Genomic DNA, 19,774 nt, shown 5'->3' with positions numbered 1-19,774 from the left:
CCAGTACGGCGTTGCCTCGCCTTGCCGTACTATCTGTACTGTCTGCGGCTTCGTCGCCTTGTCCTGATTTAAATTTAATCCACTATATTTTAATACTTTAATGGTTTGAAAAAAGGCGGGCAAGAACTCCCGCCTTGCAATTTATCTGCCTCAAGCGTAATGGATACCCAATACTTTGGCGTTGTGGCTGATGATTTCTTCGGCAAGCTGCGGGTTGTCGTTGAGCTTGATGCCGAAGCCGGGAACAAGTTCTTTCAGACGACCTTCCCATGAGGAAATGCGGCTTGGGAAGCATTGGTGGATGAGTTTGATCATCAAGGGTACGGCGGTTGATGCGCCGGGGGATGCGCCCAAGAGTGCAGCGAGCGAGCCGTCGGCGTGGGCGACGATTTCGGTGCCGAATTGGAGGACGCCGCCTTTTTCGGAGTCTTTTTTGATGATTTGAACGCGTTGACCTGCGGTGATGAGTTCCCAGTCGTCAGGGTTTGCTTCGGGGTAGTATTCCAGCAGGGAGGCGAAGCGTTCTTCTTTGGTTTTGCGCAATTCGCCCAAGAGGTATTTGGTCAGGGGCATATTCGCCCAGCCGGCGCACAGCATGGGGTAGAGGTTGTCCAAGTGGATGGACAGGGGCAAATCCATGAGCGAGCCTTGTTTGAGGAAGTTGGAGCGGAAGCCTGCGTAAGGACCGAACATGAGGTGGCGTTTGCCGTCTACGTTGCGGGTGTCGAGGTGCGGGACGGACATGGGCGGCGCGCCGACGGAGGCTTGTCCGTACACTTTGGCGTTGTGTTGCGCGGCGGTTTCGGGGTTGCTGTTTCGGAAGAACAGACCGGAAACGGGGAAACCGCCGTAACCTTTGCCTTCGGGGATGCCGGATTTTTGCAGCAGGGTCAGTGCGCCGCCGCCTGCACCGAGGAAGAGGAAGCGGGTGCGGAGGGTGAGCTGTCCGTCAGGGTTGCGGGTGTCGCTGGTTTTGAGCACCCATGCGCCGTCGGATTCGCGTTTGATGTCGTCGACGTGGCGGTTGAACTCGGTTTTGACGCCTTTTTCGCGCAGGTATTGCACCATTTGGCGGGTCAGGCTGCCGAAATCGACGTCTGTGCCTTCGGCGGAGTAGTTGGCGGCGACGGGTTGTCCTTCTTTACGGCCGTTGATGACCAGCGGCGCCCATTCGGCGATTTTGGCGCGGTCGGTGGAGAATTCCATCCGTTCGAAGAGTTTTTGGGATTTGAAGGCGTCGAAACGTTTTTGCAGGTAGTCGCAATGGTCGGTGTTCATGACCAGCGACATATGCGGGACGGTATGGATGAAGGAGTTGTCGGTGATTTTGCCTTCTTCGACAAGCGATGACCAGAACTGGCGGCTGATGTGGAATTGTTCGGCAATATTGAGGGCGCGGGTCGGGTCGATGGTGCCGTCTGCGCCGAGCGGGGCGTAATTGAGTTCGCATAACGCGGAATGCCCTGTGCCGGCGTTGTTCCAAGCGTTTGACGATTCCAACGCTACGTCTTCCAAGCGTTCGATAAGGGTGATTTCCCAAGACGGTTCGAGTTCTTTGAGCAAAACGCCCAAAGTCGCGCTCATAATGCCTCCACCCACCAAGACAACATCTGTTGCTTCAGCCATGGTTGTACTCCTAGAAACAGGCATATTCTGCCTTTATGATTATCCGTTGTATTACGAACGCCTGTTTCGGCGGTAAAACCTGCTGGCGCGGTGTTTTTGGCGTGGAAGATTGCGCGCGGGTTTTACGTTTTGAACCGATGTTAAACCGTTCATAATATGTTATTGAGAATTTAGTGGATTTTTCTGAGAATTGCAAAGATTTTCTGTTTGGATTTACATAAACGCGGTTTGAAAAGGTCGTCTGAAACATTCAGACGACCTTTATTTATCAGGTATTTGGCGGGGTTATGCCTGATTTCATTCACTTCTTAAAGACTTCAGATTGTCAGCAAGATGGACGTGTTTTGATGAAAAAATGAAGAAGAAAACGTTTTTTCAGGACGCGTCATAAGCTGCCGCTTTTTCGAGCAGTTTTGCCCTTGCCTGCGGCCATTCTTCGCGCAATAGGCTGTATTCCACCGTATCGCGCACGCTGCCGTCTTTCCGCAATTTGTGGCAGCGCAAGATGCCGTCTTGGTGAGCGCCCAAGCGTTCGATGGCGCGTTGGGAGGCGGTGTTGAGGTTGTCGGTCTGCCAGCAGGCGCAGCGGCAGTTTAAAGTGTCGAAGACGTAGTCGAGCAACATGATTTTGCAGGCGGTATTGATGCGCGTGCGCCGTGCCGACAGGGCGTACCATGTAAAACCGATGTAGAGGCGGGGGATGGCGGGGTCGATGTGGTAAAGCGAAGTCGAGCCGACGATTTTGCCCGTGTCTTCGTCGATGACGGCAAAGGCGAGGCGGGTTTGCGTGGCGGTGCGGATATAGTCCGCCACTTGGTCGGGTTCGGGCGCGGTGGTTACGTTCAGCTTCCAAATTTCGCCGTCGCAAACTGCTTCGCGCAAACCGGCTTCGTGTGCCGCCGTCAAAGGCTCGAGACGGACGCGGTCGAAGGACAAAACGGGAACAGATGAAAAATCAGCCATGGGGATTCCTTTGTATTCGATGATTTGAGTTTTCAGACGACCTTTTATAGTGTCTTAACGGACGGCATCTTAGAGGTCGTCTGAAAGCTATTGATTAATGATGTTTGAACACCAGCACGCCCGATTCCGATACAAACCCGTCCAGCGGCAGGTCGTGCGGTTCGCGCGGCAGTGTGTCAACCAGTTGACAAGCGAAGCCTACGCCTATGGTTTTTGCCTGTAAACGGTATTTCATCGCTGCGAGCGTCGCATCGTAATAGCCGCCAGCCTGCCCCAAGCGGTAGCCTTCGCGGTCCATGCCGACAATCGGGACAAACAATATCGATAAACCGTGTACGCGGATTTTGCGTCCCGTAAACTGCGGTACATGCAGCTTCGCTCTGCCGCGCTTGCGTTCTTGTTTCGCCCCGTCGGCAGGATAGGGCGTGAACCACATCCGCCGCGAACGCGGTTCGATATAAGGCAGATAGAGTTTGGCGCCGCGTTTTTGCGCCGCGCGGACAAAGCCGTCCAGCCGCAGCTCGCTGCCCATCGGCCAATACACGCCGATCTTCCGCCCCTTCTTGATATAACGTTTGAGCAGGCGGTTAACCGTTTGCCCTGCCGCCAACCGTCCTTTATACCCCATCTGCGCGCGGGCGCGGCGCAATTCTCGGCGCAGGGCGTGTTTTTCCTCATTCCTCATTTCAGACGACCTTTTGAGTGTTGTTGTAGAATACGGCGATTATAAACGCTCCGTTAACATCAAAACAGGATTCCGCCATGTGGCATATCGTCCTTATTGGCTACCTCTTCGTCGCCGTCATGTATTCCGCCGTGCAACCGAGCATTGCGCGTGCGCTGATTTATTTGGTTTTTTGGGCAGTATTGCCCGTCGCGTTTACCGTTTTCACCGTCACCATCCGCCGCCGCAACCGCCTGATGAAGCAGCAGGAAAAAGAAGCATTCGAACAAAGCCGCCGCACAGCCGGACAAGAAGGCGGCAAACACGACGGCAGTGCATAAAATCCCTTTTCAGACGACCCCTTATCCGCTATAATCCGTCAGTTTTCCATTTCGGAAACACACTATTTTTTAAAACTTATGCCCACTTTCGCCGAAGGGTGCTTGACAATAGGCGCAGCCTATCAAGTTCTATGCGATTGAATGTGTGCTCTTAACCCTTTCAAGGAAATAAAATGTCTCAAATTACTATGCGTCAGATGATTGAAGCCGGCGTTCACTTCGGCCACCAAACCCGTTTCTGGAACCCGAAAATGGCACAATACATTTTCGGTGCGCGCAATAAAATCCACATCGTCAACCTGGAAAAAACCCTGCCGATGTTCCAAGAAGCGCAAGAAGCCGTACGCCGTCTGGTTGCCAACAAAGGCACCGTGCTGTTTGTCGGCACCAAACGTCAAGCGCGTGAAATCATCCGCGAAGAAGCTACCCGCGCCGGTATGCCTTTTGTCGATCACCGTTGGTTGGGCGGCATGCTGACCAACTACAAAACCGTTAAGCAATCCATCAAACGCCTGGAAGAAAAAACCGCTGCTTTGGAAAACGCTGCCGAAGGCGGTTTCAACAAAAAAGAAATTCTGGAAATGCAACGCGACGTTGAAAAACTGGAACGTTCTTTGGGCGGTATCAAAAACATGAAAGGCCTGCCTGACGCGATTTTCGTTATCGACACCGGCTACCAAAAAGGTACTCTGGTCGAGGCTGAAAAACTGGGCATCCCCGTTATCGCCGTAGTCGATACCAACAACAGCCCTGACGGCGTGAAATACGTTATCCCCGGTAACGACGACTCCGCCAAAGCCATCCGCCTGTACTGCCGCGGCATCGCCGACGCAGTTTTGGAAGGCAAAAACCAAGCGCTGCAAGAAACCGTAGCCGCTGCCCAAGAAGCTGCTGCCGAGTAATCCGGCAAACCGAAGAGGGGCGTTATGCCCCTTTTCTCAAATCCCGTTCTGAAAAACCTTTTCAGACGACCCCATTCCCAAACACGGCTACCCCGTGTTTCCCCAAAATCTAGGAGATTCAAAATGGCAGAAATTACTGCAAAAATGGTTGCCGACCTGCGCGCCGCTACCGGCCTGGGCATGATGGAATGCAAAAAAGCCTTGGTTGAAGCCGAAGGCAACTTCGAAAAAGCCGAAGAAATCCTGCGCATCAAATCCGGCGCGAAAGCCGGCAAACTGGCCGGCCGTACCGCTGCCGAAGGCGTATTGGCTTACGCCATCAACGGCAATGTCGGCGCATTGGTTGAAGTAAACTGCGAAACCGACTTCGTTGCCAAAGACGCAGGCTTCGTAGAATTCGCCAACTTCGTTGCGAAAACCGCTGCCGAGAAAAAACCGGCTACCGTTGAAGAACTGAGCGAACTGGTTGAAGCAGAACGTAAAGCCATCATCGCCAAATTGGGCGAGAACATGTCTGTCCGCCGCTTCCAAGTCATCGACACCGCCAACCAACTGGTTGCCTACATCCACGGCGCATTGGCTACCGAAGGCGTATTGGTTGAGTTCAAAGGCTCTGAAGACGTAGCGCGTAAAATCGGTATGCACATCGTTGCCGCCAAACCGCAATGCGTAACCGAAGCCGAAGTAGATGCCGAAACCATCGAAAAAGAACGCCACATCTACACCGAGCAAGCCATCGCTTCCGGCAAACCTGCCGACATCGCCGCTAAAATGGTTGAAGGCCGTATCCGCAAATTCTTGGCCGAAATCACCCTGAACGGCCAAGCATTCGTAATGAACCCTGACCAAACTGTTGCCCAATTCGCTAAAGAAAACGGCACTGAAATCATCAGCTTCGTACGTTACAAAGTAGGCGACGGTATCGAAAAAGCCGTTGTCGACTACGCAGCCGAAGTTGCCGCTGCTGCTAAAGTGTAAGGCAGAGATGAAAAAGAAAGCACCTGGATTCCAAACGAATCAGGGTGCTTTTTTTTGAGAGTTACACTGTTTAAAATACTGTCGAACAGAAAATATTTCATCATAATCAACACATAATAATTTATCCAAACCCATATACACCCACGGAAAACGCGTTACCCTGTCAGCCAAACATCCTGAAAGGTCGTCTGAAAAATCAAACGCCCTTTCCCCGAATTGAAGCAGCGCCACAGGGTGAACTGATCATTTGGAACGAGTCGGTTTTTGGTACGGAAAACGGCAGATTCAAGGCAAAAAGCGCAACAAGATTGGACATCTTGCGAGTATTTTTAACACAGAATATGCCGTTTACGGAGCAAAATACCACCGTTATCGAATAGTCAGTTCGCCCTGCTCACTCGGCGCTATCCACCCAAAGAAAGCAAGGTATCCCATGACACAGCAAATCAAATACAAACGCGTATTACTGAAACTCTCCGGCGAATCCCTGATGGGTTCCGACCCTTTCGGCATCAATCACGACACCATCGTCCAAACCGTCGGTGAAATCGCCGAAGTCGTCAAAATGGGCGTACAAGTCGGCATCGTTGTTGGCGGCGGCAACATCTTCCGCGGCGTATCCGCCCAAGCAGGCAGTATGGACCGCGCCACCGCCGACTACATGGGCATGATGGCGACCGTCATGAATGCGCTCGCCCTCAAAGATGCTTTCGAAACCCTCGGCATCAAAGCGCGCGTACAATCCGCACTTTCCATGCAGCAAATCGCCGAAACCTACGCCCGCCCCAAAGCCATCCAATACCTTGAAGAAGGTAAAGTCGTCATCTTCGCCGCCGGTACGGGCAACCCGTTCTTCACCACCGACACCGCCGCCGCCCTGCGCGGAGCCGAAATGAACTGCGACGTCATGCTCAAAGCCACCAATGTGGACGGCGTTTATACCGCAGACCCGAAAAAAGACCCGTCCGCTACACGCTACGAAACCATTACCTTTGACGAAGCCTTGAACAAAAACCTCAAAGTCATGGATGCGACTGCCTTCGCCCTCTGCCGCGAACGAAAACTCAACATCGTCGTCTTCGGCATCGCCAAACAAGGCTCGCTCAAACGCGTCATTACCGGCGAAGACGAAGGCACGCTGGTTCACTGCTGATTCCTATCGGGCAATAATTGAAGTGATTTGATCAAGTAAAAGGTCGTCTGAAAACCCGAAACTGGGTTTTCAGACGACCTTTTGGATGGTTGGGCAACATAAGAATCAGGCAATGAAGCAAAGTTTTTGCATCTACTCTACATTTGCCCGTCTGGAGACTGATTTGCCTAGATTTGCATATTCTGTCGTACAATACGCGTCTTTCAGACGACGTCTGGACTTTTGAAGGAATAAAACGGATGAATTTGTTAGGTGCTTTGGCCAAGGTCGGCAGTTTGACGATGGTGTCGCGCATACTTGGATTTTTGCGTGATGCGGTAATTGCCCGCACGTTTGGTGCGAGCATGGCGACCGACGCTTTTTTTGTGGCATTTAAACTGCCCAACCTGCTGCGCCGTATCTTTGCGGAAGGGGCGTTTGCCCAGGCTTTTGTGCCGATTTTGGCGGAATATAAGGAAACGCGTTCGAAAGAAGCGACGGAGGCGTTTATTCGCCATGTGGCAGGGATGTTGTCATTTGTCTTGGTCATCGTTACCGCGCTGGGCATTCTAGCCGCGCCTTGGGTGATTCAGGCTTCCGCGCCCGGCTTTAAAGAGCCGAAAAAGATTTTGCTTTCCATCGATTTGCTGAAGATAACGTTCCCGTATATCTTGTTTATTTCTCTGTCTTCCTTTGTCGGCTCAATCCTTAATTCCTATCATAAATTCAGTATTCCTGCATTTACGCCGACGTTTTTGAACATCTCTTTTATCATATTCGCACTGTTTTTCGTGCCCTATTTTGATCCGCCTGTGACCGCGTTGGCGTGGGCGGTCTTTGTCGGCGGAATTTTGCAGCTCGGCTTCCAGCTGCCTTGGTTGGCAAAACTAGGTTTTTTGAAGTTGCCTAAGCTTAATTTCAAAGATGCAGCGGTCAACCGCGTGATGAAACAGATGGCACCTGCGATTTTGAGTGTGAGCGTGGTACAGATTTCTTCGGTGATCAACACGATTTTTGCGTCCTATCTGCAATCGGGCAGCATTACGTGGATGTATTACGCCGACCGTCTGATGGAGCTGCCCAGCGGTGTTTTGGGTGCGGCGCTCGGTACGATTTTGCTGCCAACTTTGTCCAAACACGCCGTCAATCAGAATACCGAGCAGTTTTCCGGACTGCTCGATTGGGGGTTGCGTCTGTGTATGCTGCTGGCGCTGCCGGCGACAGTCGGGGTTGCGGTATTGTCGTTCCCGTTGTTGGCGACGCTGTTTATGTCCAGTAAGTTTTCACTGTTTGACGCGCAGATGACGCAGCAAGCGCTGATTGCCAATTCTGTCGGTATACTCGGATCTATCATGGTCAAAGTGTTGGCACCCGGTTTCTATGCACGGCAAAACATCAAAACGCCGGTCAAAATCGCCATCTTCACGCTCATCTGCACGCAGTTGATGAACCTTGCCTTTATCGGTCCTTTGAAGCACGCCGGGCTTTCGCTCGCCGTCAGTTTGGGCGCGTGTATGAATGCGGGACTGTTGTATTACCTGTTGCGCAAACACGGCATTTACCAACCTAGCAAAGGATGGGGAATTTTCCTGATTAAAATAGTGCTGTCGCTTGTTGTAATGGGCGGGGGATTATGGGCTGCACATACTTACCTGCCTTTTGATTGGGTACACGTTGGTGCTTTGCGTAAAGCAGGGCAGTTGTGCATCCTGATTGCGATAGGCGGCGGTTTGTATTTCGTTTCGCTGGCTACTCTGGGTTTCCGACCGAGGGATTTCAAACGTGTGGAAACTCGCTAGAGGCTGTTAAGACGTAAAAGAGGTCGTCTGAAAACCTATATTTCAGGTTTTCAGACGACCTCTTTTCATAACGGCAAACTTACGCAACCGCAGGAGCGACAGCTTTTACATAGTTCAGCGCGATAAACTGCTTTTCGGGGTCAAGCTCGGTGATTTTGAGCAGGACTTGCGATTTGGGCAGCGCGTCGAACGGGATGCCGGTGGCGCGGGTTACCAGCGGCAGGCCTTCGATACGGACGAGGTCTTCTTTTAGGATGGTGGCGGTCAGCTCGCTTGTGCCTTGCTGTTGCAGGTACACGAGGCTCCAGTAGGCTTCCATCTGCCGTTGGAAATCGGCATAGGCGGCGTAGGCAGTGTCGAAATCGCGCAGGGCGGCGAAGAGTTCGGCATCGCTTTGCTGGAAAAGCGGTTCGGCGGTGTCGTCTATCAGGCTGAGGAGTTGTTTTTGGTTGATGTAGTCGGTGGCACGGCGCAGCGGCGAGGTGAACCAGCCGTAATGTTGCACGCCCATGCCGATGTGCGGCTCGGATTTGGTGCTCATGCGCACTTTTCCGGCGGGTTGGACGCGGAAGAGGCCGGGCAGGTCGTTATCATGGAGCATCTGCGCCCAAGTGCTGTTGGCGAGTATCATCATTTCGCTGACCAGCATGTCGATGGGCGAACCGCGTTCGCGGCGGACGACGGAGACTTTGCCTTCTTCATCCAATTCAATGCTGTAATCGTATTGCGGCGCGCGGTCGGGCTCGTATTTGCCGCGTGCTTTTTGCAGGGCGACGGCAAATTGGTGGAACCAAATCAGGTCTTGATGGTGGACGAACATCATTTCGCCGGTTTCGTCTAAGCCGGTTTCGGCGTTGAAATGCGGCTCGATGGTTTGGATGCGCAGGTTTTCGGCGATGTTGACAGCTTCAATTTTGCAGGTCGGCTCGCCGACGTTGAACTCGCCGTCCACATCGAAATAAATGCTGACGGCAGGACGGTACGCGCCCGCATCAAGGCTGAACGCGGCAATCCAGTTTTCGGGCAGCATGGTGATTTTTCCGCCGGGAAAATAGACCGTGCTCAAGCGTTCCATGATGTTTTTTTCCATTTTGTCGCCTGGTTTAACGGCAAGCGACGGCGCGGCGATGTGGATGCCGACGCGTTTGGAGCCGTTGCCCAAATCGGTCAGGCTCAAGGCATCGTCCACTTCGGTGGTCGATTCGTCGTCAATGGAAAAGGCGGTAACGTCGGCCTTGGGCAGGTCGGGCATTTCGGGAAGGGGGAGGTCGGGGAAACCTGTTCCTTTGGGGAAGTATTTGATTTCAAAACCGTCTTGCAGATATTGGGGAATGGACGTAATGCCGCCTGTTTTTTTCGCCAATTCGTAGGCGGAGGTTTTCAGCGCGTCGGCGGCTTTGGTAAAGGCTTTGTAGGTCAGCGACTGTTTGTCGGGAGCGTGCAGGATGGTTTTCAAATCCGCCGCGATTTCAGATGGCATCTCGCCGCGTTTCAAGGCTTCCGCCCAAGCGTCGATTTGCGCGTCTTGTTGTTTTTTGCGTTCGATGGCGGCAAGCGCTTGTTTTAAGGTTTCTTCAGGCGCGGCTTTGAACACGCCTTTGGCTTTTTTGTAGAAATACATCGGCGCGGCGTACAGTGCAATCAAGGTTGCCGCCAGCTCGGTTTTGGTCGGCGCATGGCCGTAATATTCTTCGGCAATCGCCTCGGCGGAAAATTCTTCTTCGCCGCATACTTCCCACAATAAATCGGTGTCGATGTCCGCCGCCTGCGCCTGTGCGTTCTCCAAAAACGCCGCCATATCGCCGTCGAACTCGGCAAAGACGTTGTTCGCCTTCACTTTGGTGCGTTTGCCGTGTTGGGTATCGACTTGGTAGGTGGCGTCGTTTTTTTGGACGATGGCGGCGACTTTGAATTGGCCGGACTCTTCGTAAAAGATATTCATGTATTGCTGCTGTCAGGTTGAAGTGGGAAACGGGCGATTTTAGCAGATTCTTGTTGATAAAGACGGACAAAAGGTCGTCTGAAAAGCGAATCTGGTTTATTGGAAGGGTTTGTTGTGTTTAGGGCTGGTGGTGGGTGATGCATTTTCTATCCAATTTTATTGGCGTTGATATGGGTAAAGGAATGAAGTTGGGTTGTTATAAAACACAAATAAGAATCGTTATCATAAACTTATTGAATTTATTAAGATTTTTTTGCAGGTTGACCGACATTTACCTTTTAATGGATTTTGAAATTCGATAAAATAGCAGGATATTAAGATTTGTCTGTCAACCAGTTAGGCATAAACCCATGTTGGCCAGTTACTTTCCCGTCCTCGTATTCATCCTCGTCGGCCTTGCGGCCGGCGTGCTGTTTATCCTGCTCGGCACGATTTTAGGTCCGAAACACCACTACGCCGAAAAAGACGCGGCTTACGAATGTGGTTTCGAAGCCTTTGAAAACGCCAGGATGAAGTTTGACGTGCGTTATTATCTCGTCGCCATCCTGTTCATCCTCTTCGATTTGGAGGTTGCGTTTATGCTGCCGTGGGCGGTGGTGTTCAAAGATTTGGGCGCATACGGCTTCTGGTCTATGCTGGTGTTTATCGTCGTTCTGACGGTAGGCTTTGTTTACGAATGGAAAAAAGGTGCGCTGGAATGGGAATAGAAGGCGTTTTGAAAAAAGGTTTCATCACCACCAGCGCGGATACGGTGCTGAACTATATGCGTACCGGTTCGCTGTGGCCGGTTACTTTCGGTTTGGCCTGCTGCGCCGTGGAAATGATGCACGCGGGTATGGCGCGTTACGACCTTGACCGTTTCGGCATTATTTTCCGTCCGTCTCCCCGTCAGGCCGACCTGATGATTGTGGCGGGTACGCTGACCAATAAAATGGCGCCCGCCCTGCGCCGCGTGTACGACCAGCTCGCCGAGCCGCGTTGGGTATTGTCTATGGGTTCGTGTGCCAACGGCGGCGGCTACTATCATTATTCTTATTCCGTCGTGCGCGGTGCCGACCGTGTCGTGCCGGTAGACGTTTATGTGCCGGGTTGCCCGCCGACTGCGGAAGCCCTGATTTACGGTCTGATGCAGCTCCAACAAAAAATCAAGCGCACTTCCACCATCGCGCGAGACGAGTAGGGGAGGGAACGATATGGCAAGCATTCAAAACTTATACGATACCGTCAGCCGCGTTTTGGGCAATCAGGCAAGCAAAGTCATTTCCGCTTTGGGCGAGGTTACCGTCGAGTGTCTGCCCGAACACTATGTTTCAGTGATGACCACGTTGCGCGACCATGAAGAACTGCATTTCGAGCTTTTGGTCGATTTGTGCGGCGTCGATTACAGCACTTACAAAAACGAAGCATGGCAGGGCAAACGCTTCGCCGTTGTCAGTCAGCTTCTTTCTGTTAAAAACAATCAGCGCATCCGCGTGCGCGTCTGGGTTTCAGACGACGATTTCCCCGTGGTCGAATCCGTGGTTCCCGTTTACAACAGCGCGGATTGGTACGAGCGCGAAGCCTTCGATTTGTACGGCATCATGTTCAACAACCATCCCGACCTGCGCCGCATCCTGACCGATTACGGCTTCGTCGGACATCCGTTCCGCAAAGACTTCCCGATTTCCGGTTATGTGGAGATGCGTTACGACGAAGAACAAAAACGCGTGATTTACCAACCTGTTACCATCGAGCCGCGCGAAATCACGCCGCGTATCGTCCGTGAGGAGAACTACGGTGGCCAATAAATTAAGAAACTACACCATCAACTTCGGCCCGCAACACCCTGCGGCGCACGGCGTATTGCGTATGATTTTGGAGTTGGAGGGCGAAACCATCGTCCGTGCCGACCCGCATATCGGCCTCTTGCACCGAGGTACCGAAAAACTGGCGGAAACCAAAACCTACCTGCAAGCCCTACCTTATATGGACCGATTGGACTACGTTTCCATGATGGTCAACGAGCAGGCGTATTGTTTGGCAGTAGAAAAACTCGCCGGAATTGATGTGCCTATCCGCGCCCAATACATCCGCGTCATGTTCGCCGAAGTAACGCGCATCCTCAATCACCTGATGGGCATCGGTTCGCACGCCTTCGACATCGGCGCGATGACCGCCATCCTCTACGCCTTCCGCGACCGCGAAGAGCTGATGGACTTGTACGAAGCCGTTTCCGGCGCGCGTATGCACGCCGCCTACTTCCGTCCCGGCGGCGTTTACCGCGACCTGCCCGACTTCATGCCCAAATACGAGAGCAGCAAATTCCGCAACGCCAAAGTATTGAAGCAGCTCAACGAATCCCGCGAAGGCACCATGCTCGACTTCATCGACGCCTTCTGCGAGCGCTTCCCAAAAAACATCGACACACTCGAAACCCTCCTGACCGACAACCGCATCTGGAAACAACGTACCGTCGGCATCGGCGTTGTCTCCCCTGAACGCGCCATGCAAAAAGGCTTTACCGGCGTGATGCTGCGCGGTTCGGGCGTGGAATGGGATGTGCGTAAAAAACAGCCGTATGAAGTGTACGACCAAATGGATTTCGACATCCCCGTCGGCGTTAACGGCGACTGCTACGACCGCTACCTCTGCCGCATGGAAGAAATGCGCCAATCCGTACGCATCATCAAACAATGCGCCGACTGGCTGCGCGTCAATCCCGGCCCGGTCATCACCACAAACCACAAATTCGCCCCGCCCAAACGAACCGAAATGAAAACAGGCATGGAAGACCTGATTCACCATTTCAAACTCTTCACCGAGGGTATGCACGTTCCCGAGGGCGAGACTTACACCGCTGTCGAACACCCGAAAGGCGAGTTCGGCGTTTACATCATTTCAGACGGCGCAAACAAACCCTACCGCCTGAAAATCCGCGCACCCGGCTTCGCCCACCTGCAAGGCATGGACGAAATGGCAAAAGGCCACATGCTCGCCGACGTCGTTGCCATTATCGGTACGCAGGACATCGTATTCGGGGAGGTTGACCGATAATGTTATCCGCAGAATCCTTAAAACAAATCGACATCGAGTTGGTGAAATATCCCGCCGACCAACGCCGTTCCGCCATCATGGGCGCATTGCGTATCGCCCAAACCGAAAAAGGCTGGCTCGCCCCTGAGACCATCGCCTTTGTTGCCGACTACATCGGCATCACGCCGGCGCAGGCATACGAAGTCGCCACTTTCTACAATATGTACGACCTTGAGCCGGTCGGCAAATACAAACTGACCGTCTGCACCAACCTTCCCTGCGCCCTGCGTGGCGGCATGGATACCGGCGAATATCTGAAGAAAAAACTCGGTATCGGCTACGGCGAAACCACGCCCGACGGCAAATTTACCCTTGTTGAAGGCGAATGCATGGGCGCATGCGGCGATGCCCCCGTTATGCTGGTAAACAACCACAGCATGTGCAGCTTCATGACTGAAGAGGCGATTGAGAAGAAACTGGCGGAGTTGGAGTAGGTCGTCTGAAACGACAATTTAAACGTAGGTCGGATACTTGTATCCGACAGAGTGGGTAAAAAGGCAAAATGTCGGATTCAAGAATTCGACCTACTGAAATGCCGGAATGACGGCAGACAAGCAAAGTGATCGAGATCCAACAAAAACGATTAAAGGTCGTCTGAAAATATCGGTTTGATAAACCAACAGATTTCATTTCAGACGACGTTGCAAGCCAATACACAAAGACATCTTAAGGTCGTCTGAAACAGCGGCCGCAACCGATACGAAAACGAACAGGCACACCAAAATGGCTATTTACCAATCAGGCGTGATTTTTGACCAAGTGGATACCGCCAATCCCGACTGCTGGACATTGGACGAATACGTCAAACGCGGCGGTTACAGCGCGCTGCGTAGAATCCTGTCCGAAAACATCTCGCAAACCGACGTGATTGACGAAGTCAAAACTTCCGGTCTGCGCGGGCGCGGCGGTGCGGGCTTCCCGACCGGCTTGAAATGGAGCTTTATGCCCCGTTCCTTCCCCGGTGAAAAATACGTTGTCTGCAACACAGACGAAGGCGAACCGGGTACGTTCAAAGACCGCGACATCATCATGTTCAACCCCCATGCCCTGATTGAAGGCATGATTATCGCCGGTTACGCGATGGGCGCGAAAGCGGGCTACAACTACATTCACGGCGAAATTTTCGAAGGTTATCAACGCTTTGAAGCCGCTTTGGAGCAAGCGCGAGCCGCAGGCTTTTTGGGTAAAAATATTTTGGGTTCGGATTTTGAATTTGAACTCTTCGCCCACCACGGCTACGGCGCATACATCTGCGGCGAAGAAACCGCATTGCTCGAATCGCTGGAAGGCAAAAAAGGCCAGCCGCGCTTCAAACCGCCGTTCCCCGCCTCGTTCGGCCTGTACGGCAAACCGACCACCATCAACAATACCGAAACCTTCGCTTCCGTACCGTTTATCGTCCGCGACGGCGGTCAGACGTTTGCCGACAAAGGCATTCCGAATGCCGGCGGTACCAAACTGTTCTGCATCTCCGGCCATGTCGAACGTCCGGGCAATTATGAAGTGCCATTAGGCACGCCGTTTGCCGAAATCCTGAAAATGGCGGGCGGTATGCGCGGCGGCAAAAAACTCAAAGCCGTTATCCCTGGCGGTTCGTCCGCGCCCGTATTGCCTGCCGACATCATGATGCAGACCAATATGGACTACGACTCGATTTCCAAAGCCGGCTCGATGCTCGGTTCCGGCGCGATTATCGTGATGGACGAAGACGTGTGCATGGTGAAAGCCCTTGAGCGCCTGAGCTATTTCTACTACGACGAATCCTGCGGCCAATGCACCCCTTGCCGCGAAGGCACCGGCTGGCTCTACCGCATCGTCCACCGCATCGTAGAAGGCAAAGGCCGCATGGAAGACTTGGATTTACTGGATTCCGTCGGCAACCAAATGGCAGGCCGCACCATCTGCGCCCTTGCCGACGCCGCCGTCTTCCCCGTCCGCAGCTTTACCAAGCATTTCCGTGATGAATTTGTGCATTACATTGAGCACGGCGGACCGATGAAGCCGAATAAGTGGTGTTGAGGTTTCAGACGACCTGAATATCGGTGTGTTTAGGATTCTCACCAGCGACTTGATTCCCTCTCCCGCTTGCGGGGGAGGGTTAGGGTGGGGGTGGTGCTTGGAATATTTTGAAACAGATTTTTATCCGGACAAGATTCAGACTGCCTCCGTATAGGTCGTCTGAAAAAGATTGAGGCCAACTCGGCTATGCGGTACAGCACGAGAAATACGGCATTAAAACAGAATGTCCGTAATCTGAAGCAGAATATGACTTTGGCCGAGCAGAAATTGTGGGATCACTTGCGCGGCAAACGGTTAAACGGAATAAAATTCCGACGCCAACAGACAATAGGCGGATACATCGTCGATTTTGTCAGTATGGAGTATCGTTTAATTATTGAATTGGACGGTGGGCAACATTCGGAACAGATTGAGTATGACGAGCGGCGGACGGCGTTTTTGAATGCCCAAGGTTATCGTGTGTTGCGGTTTTGGAATAATGAGGCTTTGCAGCAAACCGAAGCAGTACTGGAAAAGATTATCGAAATGTGCGGCGGAAAATAAGACGGCTGCAACGTTGCAAAGCCACCCCCATCCTAGCCTTCCCCCGCCGGACGGGGGAAGGGACAGACGGTAGCAGATTTGAATGTTTCGGGTTGATTCCTGAAATAAAGCAAATATAAAACATGATATTGAAAGACATTGCGGCGGAATCTACCACTATCATGTTCTGACAGAAACCTATTCCCTCTCCCGTCAGGCGGGAGAGGGGTAGGGAGAGGTTGGTGCGGATTGTACAGAATTTGGATTTTTCAAAATTAAGAAACGCCCATCCTAAAATAAAAATAAACAAGCAATAAACTTATGCTTTAAAGGCCGTCTGAAACCCATTTTTCAGACGACCTCCATAAAAGATTATTTATCAAATACCCGTAACTAGGAACGAACCATGTTACAAATCGAAATCGACGGCAAACAGGTATCTGTGGAGCAGGGCGCGACGGTGATTGAGGCCGCGCACAAGCTTGGTACTTATATTCCGCATTTCTGTTACCACAAAAAGCTCTCCATCGCCGCCAACTGCCGTATGTGTCTGGTGGACGTGGAAAAAGCCCCCAAACCGCTGCCCGCCTGCGCCACGCCGGTAACGGACGGCATGATTGTGCGCACGCATTCGGCGAAAGCCCGCGAGGCGCAGGAAGGCGTGATGGAGTTCCTGCTCATCAACCATCCGCTCGACTGTCCGACCTGCGACCAAGGCGGCGAATGCCAGTTGCAGGATTTGGCAGTGGGCTACGGCAAAACCACCAGCCGCTACACCGAAGAAAAACGTTCCGTCGTCGGCAAAGACATGGGGCCTTTGGTTTCCGCCGAGGAAATGAGCCGCTGCATCCACTGTACCCGCTGCGTACGTTTCACCGAAGAAATCGCCGGCTTGCAAGAAATTGCGATGGCGAATCGCGGCGAACACTCCGAAATCATGCCCTTTATCGGCAAAGCGGTGGAAACCGAGCTGTCGGGTAACGTCATCGATTTGTGCCCCGTCGGCGCGCTGACCAGCAAACCGTTCCGTTTCAACGCGCGTACTTGGGAGCTGAACCGCCGCAAATCCGTTTCCGCCCATGACGCTTTGGGCAGCAACCTGATTGTGCAGACCAAAGACCATACTGTCCGTCGCGTGCTGCCGTTGGAAAACGAAGCGATTAACGAATGCTGGCTGTCTGACCGCGACCGTTTCGCCTACGAAGGCCTGTATCACGAAAGCCGTCTGAAAAACCCGAAAATCAAACAGGGCGGCGAGTGGATGGACGTGGATTGGAAAACCGCGTTGGAATATGTCCGCAGCGCGATTGAATGTATCGCCAAAGACGGCAACCAAAACCAAGTCGGCATTTGGGCGAACCCGATGAATACGGTTGAAGAGCTGTACTTGGTGAAAAAACTTGCCGACGGCTTGGGCGTTAAAAATTTCGCCACCCGCCTGCGCCAACAAGACAAACGTCTTTCAGACGGCCTCAATGGTGCGCAATGGCTGGGACAAAGTATCGAATCGCTGGCGGATAACGAAGCTGTATTGGTGGTCGGTGCGAACCTGCGCAAAGAACAGCCGCTCCTGACTGCCCGCCTGCGCCGTGCTGCCAAAGAGCGCATGGCCTTGAGCGTGTTGGCAAGCAGCAAGGAAGAGTTGTTGATGCCGCTTCTGTCTCAAGAAGCCGCACATCCCGACGAGTGGGCAGGCCGTCTGAAAAACCTGTCTACCGATACGGAACACGCAGTTACCGCCAGCCTGAAAAACGCTGAAAAAGCAGCGGTGATTTTAGGTGCGGAAGTGCAAAACCATCCTGATTACGCCGCCATTTATGCCGCCGCGCAAGAGCTGGCAGACGCGACCGGCGCAGTGCTGGGTATTTTGCCGCAAGCCGCCAACAGCGTCGGTGCGGACGTATTGGGCGTGAACTCGGGCGAGAGCGTTGCCGAAATGGCAAATGCGCCGAAACAGGCAGTCTTGCTGCTCAACGTCGAGCCTGAAATCGATACGGTTGACGGTGCAAAAGCCGTAGCCGCGTTGAAACAAGCGAAAAGCGTGATGGCGTTTACGCCGTTTGTCAGCGAAACGCTGCTGGACGTGTGCGACGTATTGTTGCCGATTGCGCCGTTTACCGAAACATCGGGCAGCTTCATCAATATGGAAGGCCGTCTGCAATCCTTCCACGGTGTCGTTCAGGGCTTCGGCGACTCGCGTCCGCTGTGGAAAGTGTTGCGCGTATTGGGCAACCTGTTTGATCTGCAAGGCTTTGAATACCACGATACCGCTGCGATTCTGAAAGATGCGTTGGACGTGGAAAGCCTGCCGTCCAAACTGAACAACCGTGCCGCATCGACTCAAAAAGATTTTCAGACGACCTCAAGCCGCCTCGTGCGCGTGGGCGGAGTCGGTATTTATCACACCGATGCCATCGTGCGCCGTTCCGCGCCGTTGCAGGCAACCAGCCATGCCGCCGTGCCTGCCGCGCGCGTGAATCCGAACACTTTGGCGCGCTTAGGCCTGCAAGACGGACAAACCGCCGTCGCCAAACAAAACGGCGCAGGCGTGTCCGTGGTGGTCAAAGCCGATGCCGGACTGCCTGAAAACGTGGTGCATCTGCCGCTGCATACCGAAAATGCCGCGCTGGGTGCGTTGATGGACACTATTGAACTGGCGGGAGCTTGATTATGCAGGAATGGTTCCAAAACCTCTTTGCCGCAACGCTCGGTCTGGGCGATTTGGGCATCACCGTGGGCTTGGTGGTGTCCGTCATCGTCAAAATCGTGATTATCCTGATTCCGCTGATTCTGACCGTCGCCTACCTGACGTATTTCGAACGTAAAGTCATCGGCTTTATGCAGCTTCGTGTCGGCCCGAACGTAACCGGTCCGTGGGGTCTGATTCAGCCGTTTGCCGATGTGTTCAAACTCTTGTTTAAAGAAGTAACCCGTCCGAAGCTGTCAAACAAAGCCCTGTTCTACATCGGCCCGATTATGTCGCTCGCCCCGTCTTTCGCGGCGTGGGCAGTGATTCCGTTCAACGAAGAATGGGTGCTGACCAATATCAATATCGGCCTTTTGTACATCCTGATGATTACCTCGCTGTCGGTTTACGGCGTGATCATCGCGGGCTGGGCTTCCAACTCCAAATATTCGTTCTTGGGCGCAATGCGTGCCTCCGCGCAAAGCATCTCCTACGAAATCGCCATGAGCGCCGCGCTGGTGTGCGTCGTGATGGTGTCGGGCAGCATGAACTTCTCCGACATCGTTGCCGCGCAAGCCAAGGGTATCGCGGGCGGCTCCGTGTTCTCGTGGAACTGGCTGCCGCTCTTCCCAATCTTCATCGTCTATCTGATTTCCGCCGTTGCCGAAACCAACCGCGCGCCGTTTGACGTGGCAGAGGGCGAATCCGAAATCGTTGCCGGGCACCACGTCGAATATTCCGGCTTTGCGTTCGCGCTGTTCTTCCTTGCCGAATACATTTTCATGATTCTGATTGCCGCGCTGACATCGCTGATGTTCCTCGGCGGCTGGCTGTCCCCGTTCCCGCAAAGCTGGGGCATTGTTGGCACGCCTTCCGCATTCTGGATGTTCGTGAAAATGGCGGCGGTGCTGTACTGGTATCTGTGGATTCGTGCAACCTTCCCGCGCTACCGCTACGACCAAATCATGCGCTTGGGCTGGAAAGTGCTGATTCCGATCGGCTTCGCCTACATCGTGATTTTGGGTGTGTGGATGATTTCGCCGCTGAATTTGTGGAAATAAGTTTCAGACGACGTATCAAGGTCGTCTGAAAACGCAGTTTTGAATATTTAACGGAATCCCTGTTTTG

18 protein-coding genes are annotated in these 19,774 nt (G+C 53.1%); 14 read left to right on the top strand and 4 right to left on the bottom strand.

Going from position 1 to position 19,774, the window contains the following annotated elements; genetic code table 11:
• Positions 1 to 150: 150 nt before the first annotated feature.
• From H3L95_RS09220 to H3L95_RS09210, 3 genes are all read right to left on the bottom strand, one after another.
• Positions 151 to 1,626 carry a malate:quinone oxidoreductase gene (locus tag H3L95_RS09220; protein WP_003759399.1) on the bottom strand — a complete coding sequence of 492 codons (1,476 nt, stop codon included), beginning with the start codon at positions 1,624 to 1,626 and terminating at the stop codon, positions 151 to 153.
• A gap of 375 nt (positions 1,627 to 2,001) precedes the next feature.
• Positions 2,002 to 2,589, bottom strand: coding sequence for a GNAT family N-acetyltransferase (locus H3L95_RS09215; RefSeq protein ID WP_003759402.1), 588 nt, complete (start codon positions 2,587 to 2,589; stop codon positions 2,002 to 2,004).
• Positions 2,590 to 2,683: 94 nt separating this feature from the next.
• The gene (locus H3L95_RS09210; RefSeq protein WP_003759403.1) at positions 2,684 to 3,274 is read right to left on the bottom strand and encodes a 5-formyltetrahydrofolate cyclo-ligase; all 591 of its coding nucleotides are present in this window, start codon (positions 3,272 to 3,274) and stop codon (positions 2,684 to 2,686) included.
• A 77-nt stretch (positions 3,275 to 3,351) separates the two neighbouring features.
• On the opposite strand from H3L95_RS09210, the gene H3L95_RS09205 reads away from it, so the two are divergent.
• The 5 genes from H3L95_RS09205 (at position 3,352) to murJ (ending at position 8,405) form a co-directional block, all read left to right on the top strand.
• Positions 3,352 to 3,594 carry a hypothetical protein gene (locus H3L95_RS09205; protein ID WP_003759404.1) on the top strand — a complete coding sequence of 81 codons (243 nt, stop codon included), beginning with the start codon at positions 3,352 to 3,354 and terminating at the stop codon, positions 3,592 to 3,594.
• 173 nt (positions 3,595 to 3,767) lie between these two features.
• Positions 3,768 to 4,496, top strand: coding sequence for a 30S ribosomal protein S2 (gene rpsB / locus H3L95_RS09200; RefSeq protein WP_003759405.1), 729 nt, complete (start codon positions 3,768 to 3,770; stop codon positions 4,494 to 4,496).
• A gap of 123 nt (positions 4,497 to 4,619) precedes the next feature.
• On the top strand, positions 4,620 to 5,474 hold the full coding sequence (gene tsf, locus H3L95_RS09195) for a translation elongation factor Ts (RefSeq protein WP_003759406.1): 855 nt from the start codon (positions 4,620 to 4,622) through the stop codon (positions 5,472 to 5,474).
• A gap of 433 nt (positions 5,475 to 5,907) precedes the next feature.
• Positions 5,908 to 6,627 (top strand): UMP kinase, encoded by a 720-nt coding sequence (pyrH, locus tag H3L95_RS09190; RefSeq protein WP_003712995.1) that lies wholly within the window; start codon positions 5,908 to 5,910, stop codon positions 6,625 to 6,627.
• 239 nt (positions 6,628 to 6,866) lie between these two features.
• The gene (gene murJ / locus H3L95_RS09185) at positions 6,867 to 8,405 is read left to right on the top strand and encodes a murein biosynthesis integral membrane protein MurJ (RefSeq protein WP_003759409.1); all 1,539 of its coding nucleotides are present in this window, start codon (positions 6,867 to 6,869) and stop codon (positions 8,403 to 8,405) included.
• Between the two features lie 79 nt (positions 8,406 to 8,484).
• Here murJ and H3L95_RS09180 read toward each other — a convergent pair whose 3' ends face one another.
• Complete coding sequence (locus H3L95_RS09180; RefSeq protein ID WP_003759411.1) at positions 8,485 to 10,347, bottom strand: ribonuclease catalytic domain-containing protein; 1,863 nt, start codon at positions 10,345 to 10,347, stop codon at positions 8,485 to 8,487.
• A gap of 350 nt (positions 10,348 to 10,697) precedes the next feature.
• Between H3L95_RS09180 and H3L95_RS09175 the strand changes: the two genes are divergently transcribed.
• The 9 genes from H3L95_RS09175 to nuoH all read left to right on the top strand — a co-directional run bounded on the left by H3L95_RS09175 (position 10,698) and on the right by nuoH (position 19,707).
• Entirely contained in the window at positions 10,698 to 11,054 is a 357-nt protein-coding gene (locus H3L95_RS09175; RefSeq protein WP_003741940.1) for an NADH-quinone oxidoreductase subunit A, read from the top strand.
• The gene (locus H3L95_RS09170) at positions 11,045 to 11,527 is read left to right on the top strand and encodes a NuoB/complex I 20 kDa subunit family protein (protein WP_003677002.1); all 483 of its coding nucleotides are present in this window, start codon (positions 11,045 to 11,047) and stop codon (positions 11,525 to 11,527) included. The genes H3L95_RS09175 and H3L95_RS09170 overlap by 10 nt, the downstream gene beginning before the upstream one ends.
• A 13-nt stretch (positions 11,528 to 11,540) precedes the next feature.
• Complete coding sequence (locus H3L95_RS09165) at positions 11,541 to 12,134, top strand: NADH-quinone oxidoreductase subunit C (protein ID WP_003759414.1); 594 nt, start codon at positions 11,541 to 11,543, stop codon at positions 12,132 to 12,134.
• A complete protein-coding gene (nuoD, locus tag H3L95_RS09160) occupies positions 12,124 to 13,380 on the top strand; it encodes an NADH dehydrogenase (quinone) subunit D (protein WP_003759415.1) in 1,257 nt (418 codons plus the stop codon). Before H3L95_RS09165 ends, nuoD begins: the two co-directional genes overlap by 11 nt.
• Positions 13,380 to 13,853 carry an NADH-quinone oxidoreductase subunit NuoE gene (nuoE, locus tag H3L95_RS09155; RefSeq protein WP_003759416.1) on the top strand — a complete coding sequence of 158 codons (474 nt, stop codon included), beginning with the start codon at positions 13,380 to 13,382 and terminating at the stop codon, positions 13,851 to 13,853. The genes nuoD and nuoE overlap by 1 nt, the downstream gene beginning before the upstream one ends.
• 289 nt (positions 13,854 to 14,142) lie before the next feature.
• The gene (gene nuoF, locus H3L95_RS09150) at positions 14,143 to 15,438 is read left to right on the top strand and encodes an NADH-quinone oxidoreductase subunit NuoF (RefSeq protein WP_003759417.1); all 1,296 of its coding nucleotides are present in this window, start codon (positions 14,143 to 14,145) and stop codon (positions 15,436 to 15,438) included.
• A 186-nt stretch (positions 15,439 to 15,624) separates the two neighbouring features.
• Entirely contained in the window at positions 15,625 to 15,981 is a 357-nt protein-coding gene (locus H3L95_RS09145; protein ID WP_003759419.1) for an endonuclease domain-containing protein, read from the top strand.
• 385 nt (positions 15,982 to 16,366) lie between these two features.
• Positions 16,367 to 18,628, top strand: coding sequence for an NADH-quinone oxidoreductase subunit NuoG (gene nuoG, locus H3L95_RS09140; protein ID WP_003759424.1), 2,262 nt, complete (start codon positions 16,367 to 16,369; stop codon positions 18,626 to 18,628).
• Between the two features lie 2 nt (positions 18,629 to 18,630).
• Complete coding sequence (nuoH, locus tag H3L95_RS09135; protein WP_002218648.1) at positions 18,631 to 19,707, top strand: NADH-quinone oxidoreductase subunit NuoH; 1,077 nt, start codon at positions 18,631 to 18,633, stop codon at positions 19,705 to 19,707.
• Positions 19,708 to 19,774: the final 67 nt, after the last annotated feature.

Origin of the sequence: Neisseria sicca, from assembly GCF_014054945.1 — a bacterium.
Lineage (GTDB): Bacteria > Pseudomonadota > Gammaproteobacteria > Burkholderiales > Neisseriaceae > Neisseria > Neisseria sicca.
Note: the sequence above shows the minus strand (reverse complement) of the source record. Positions and strands in the feature narration are given on the sequence as shown.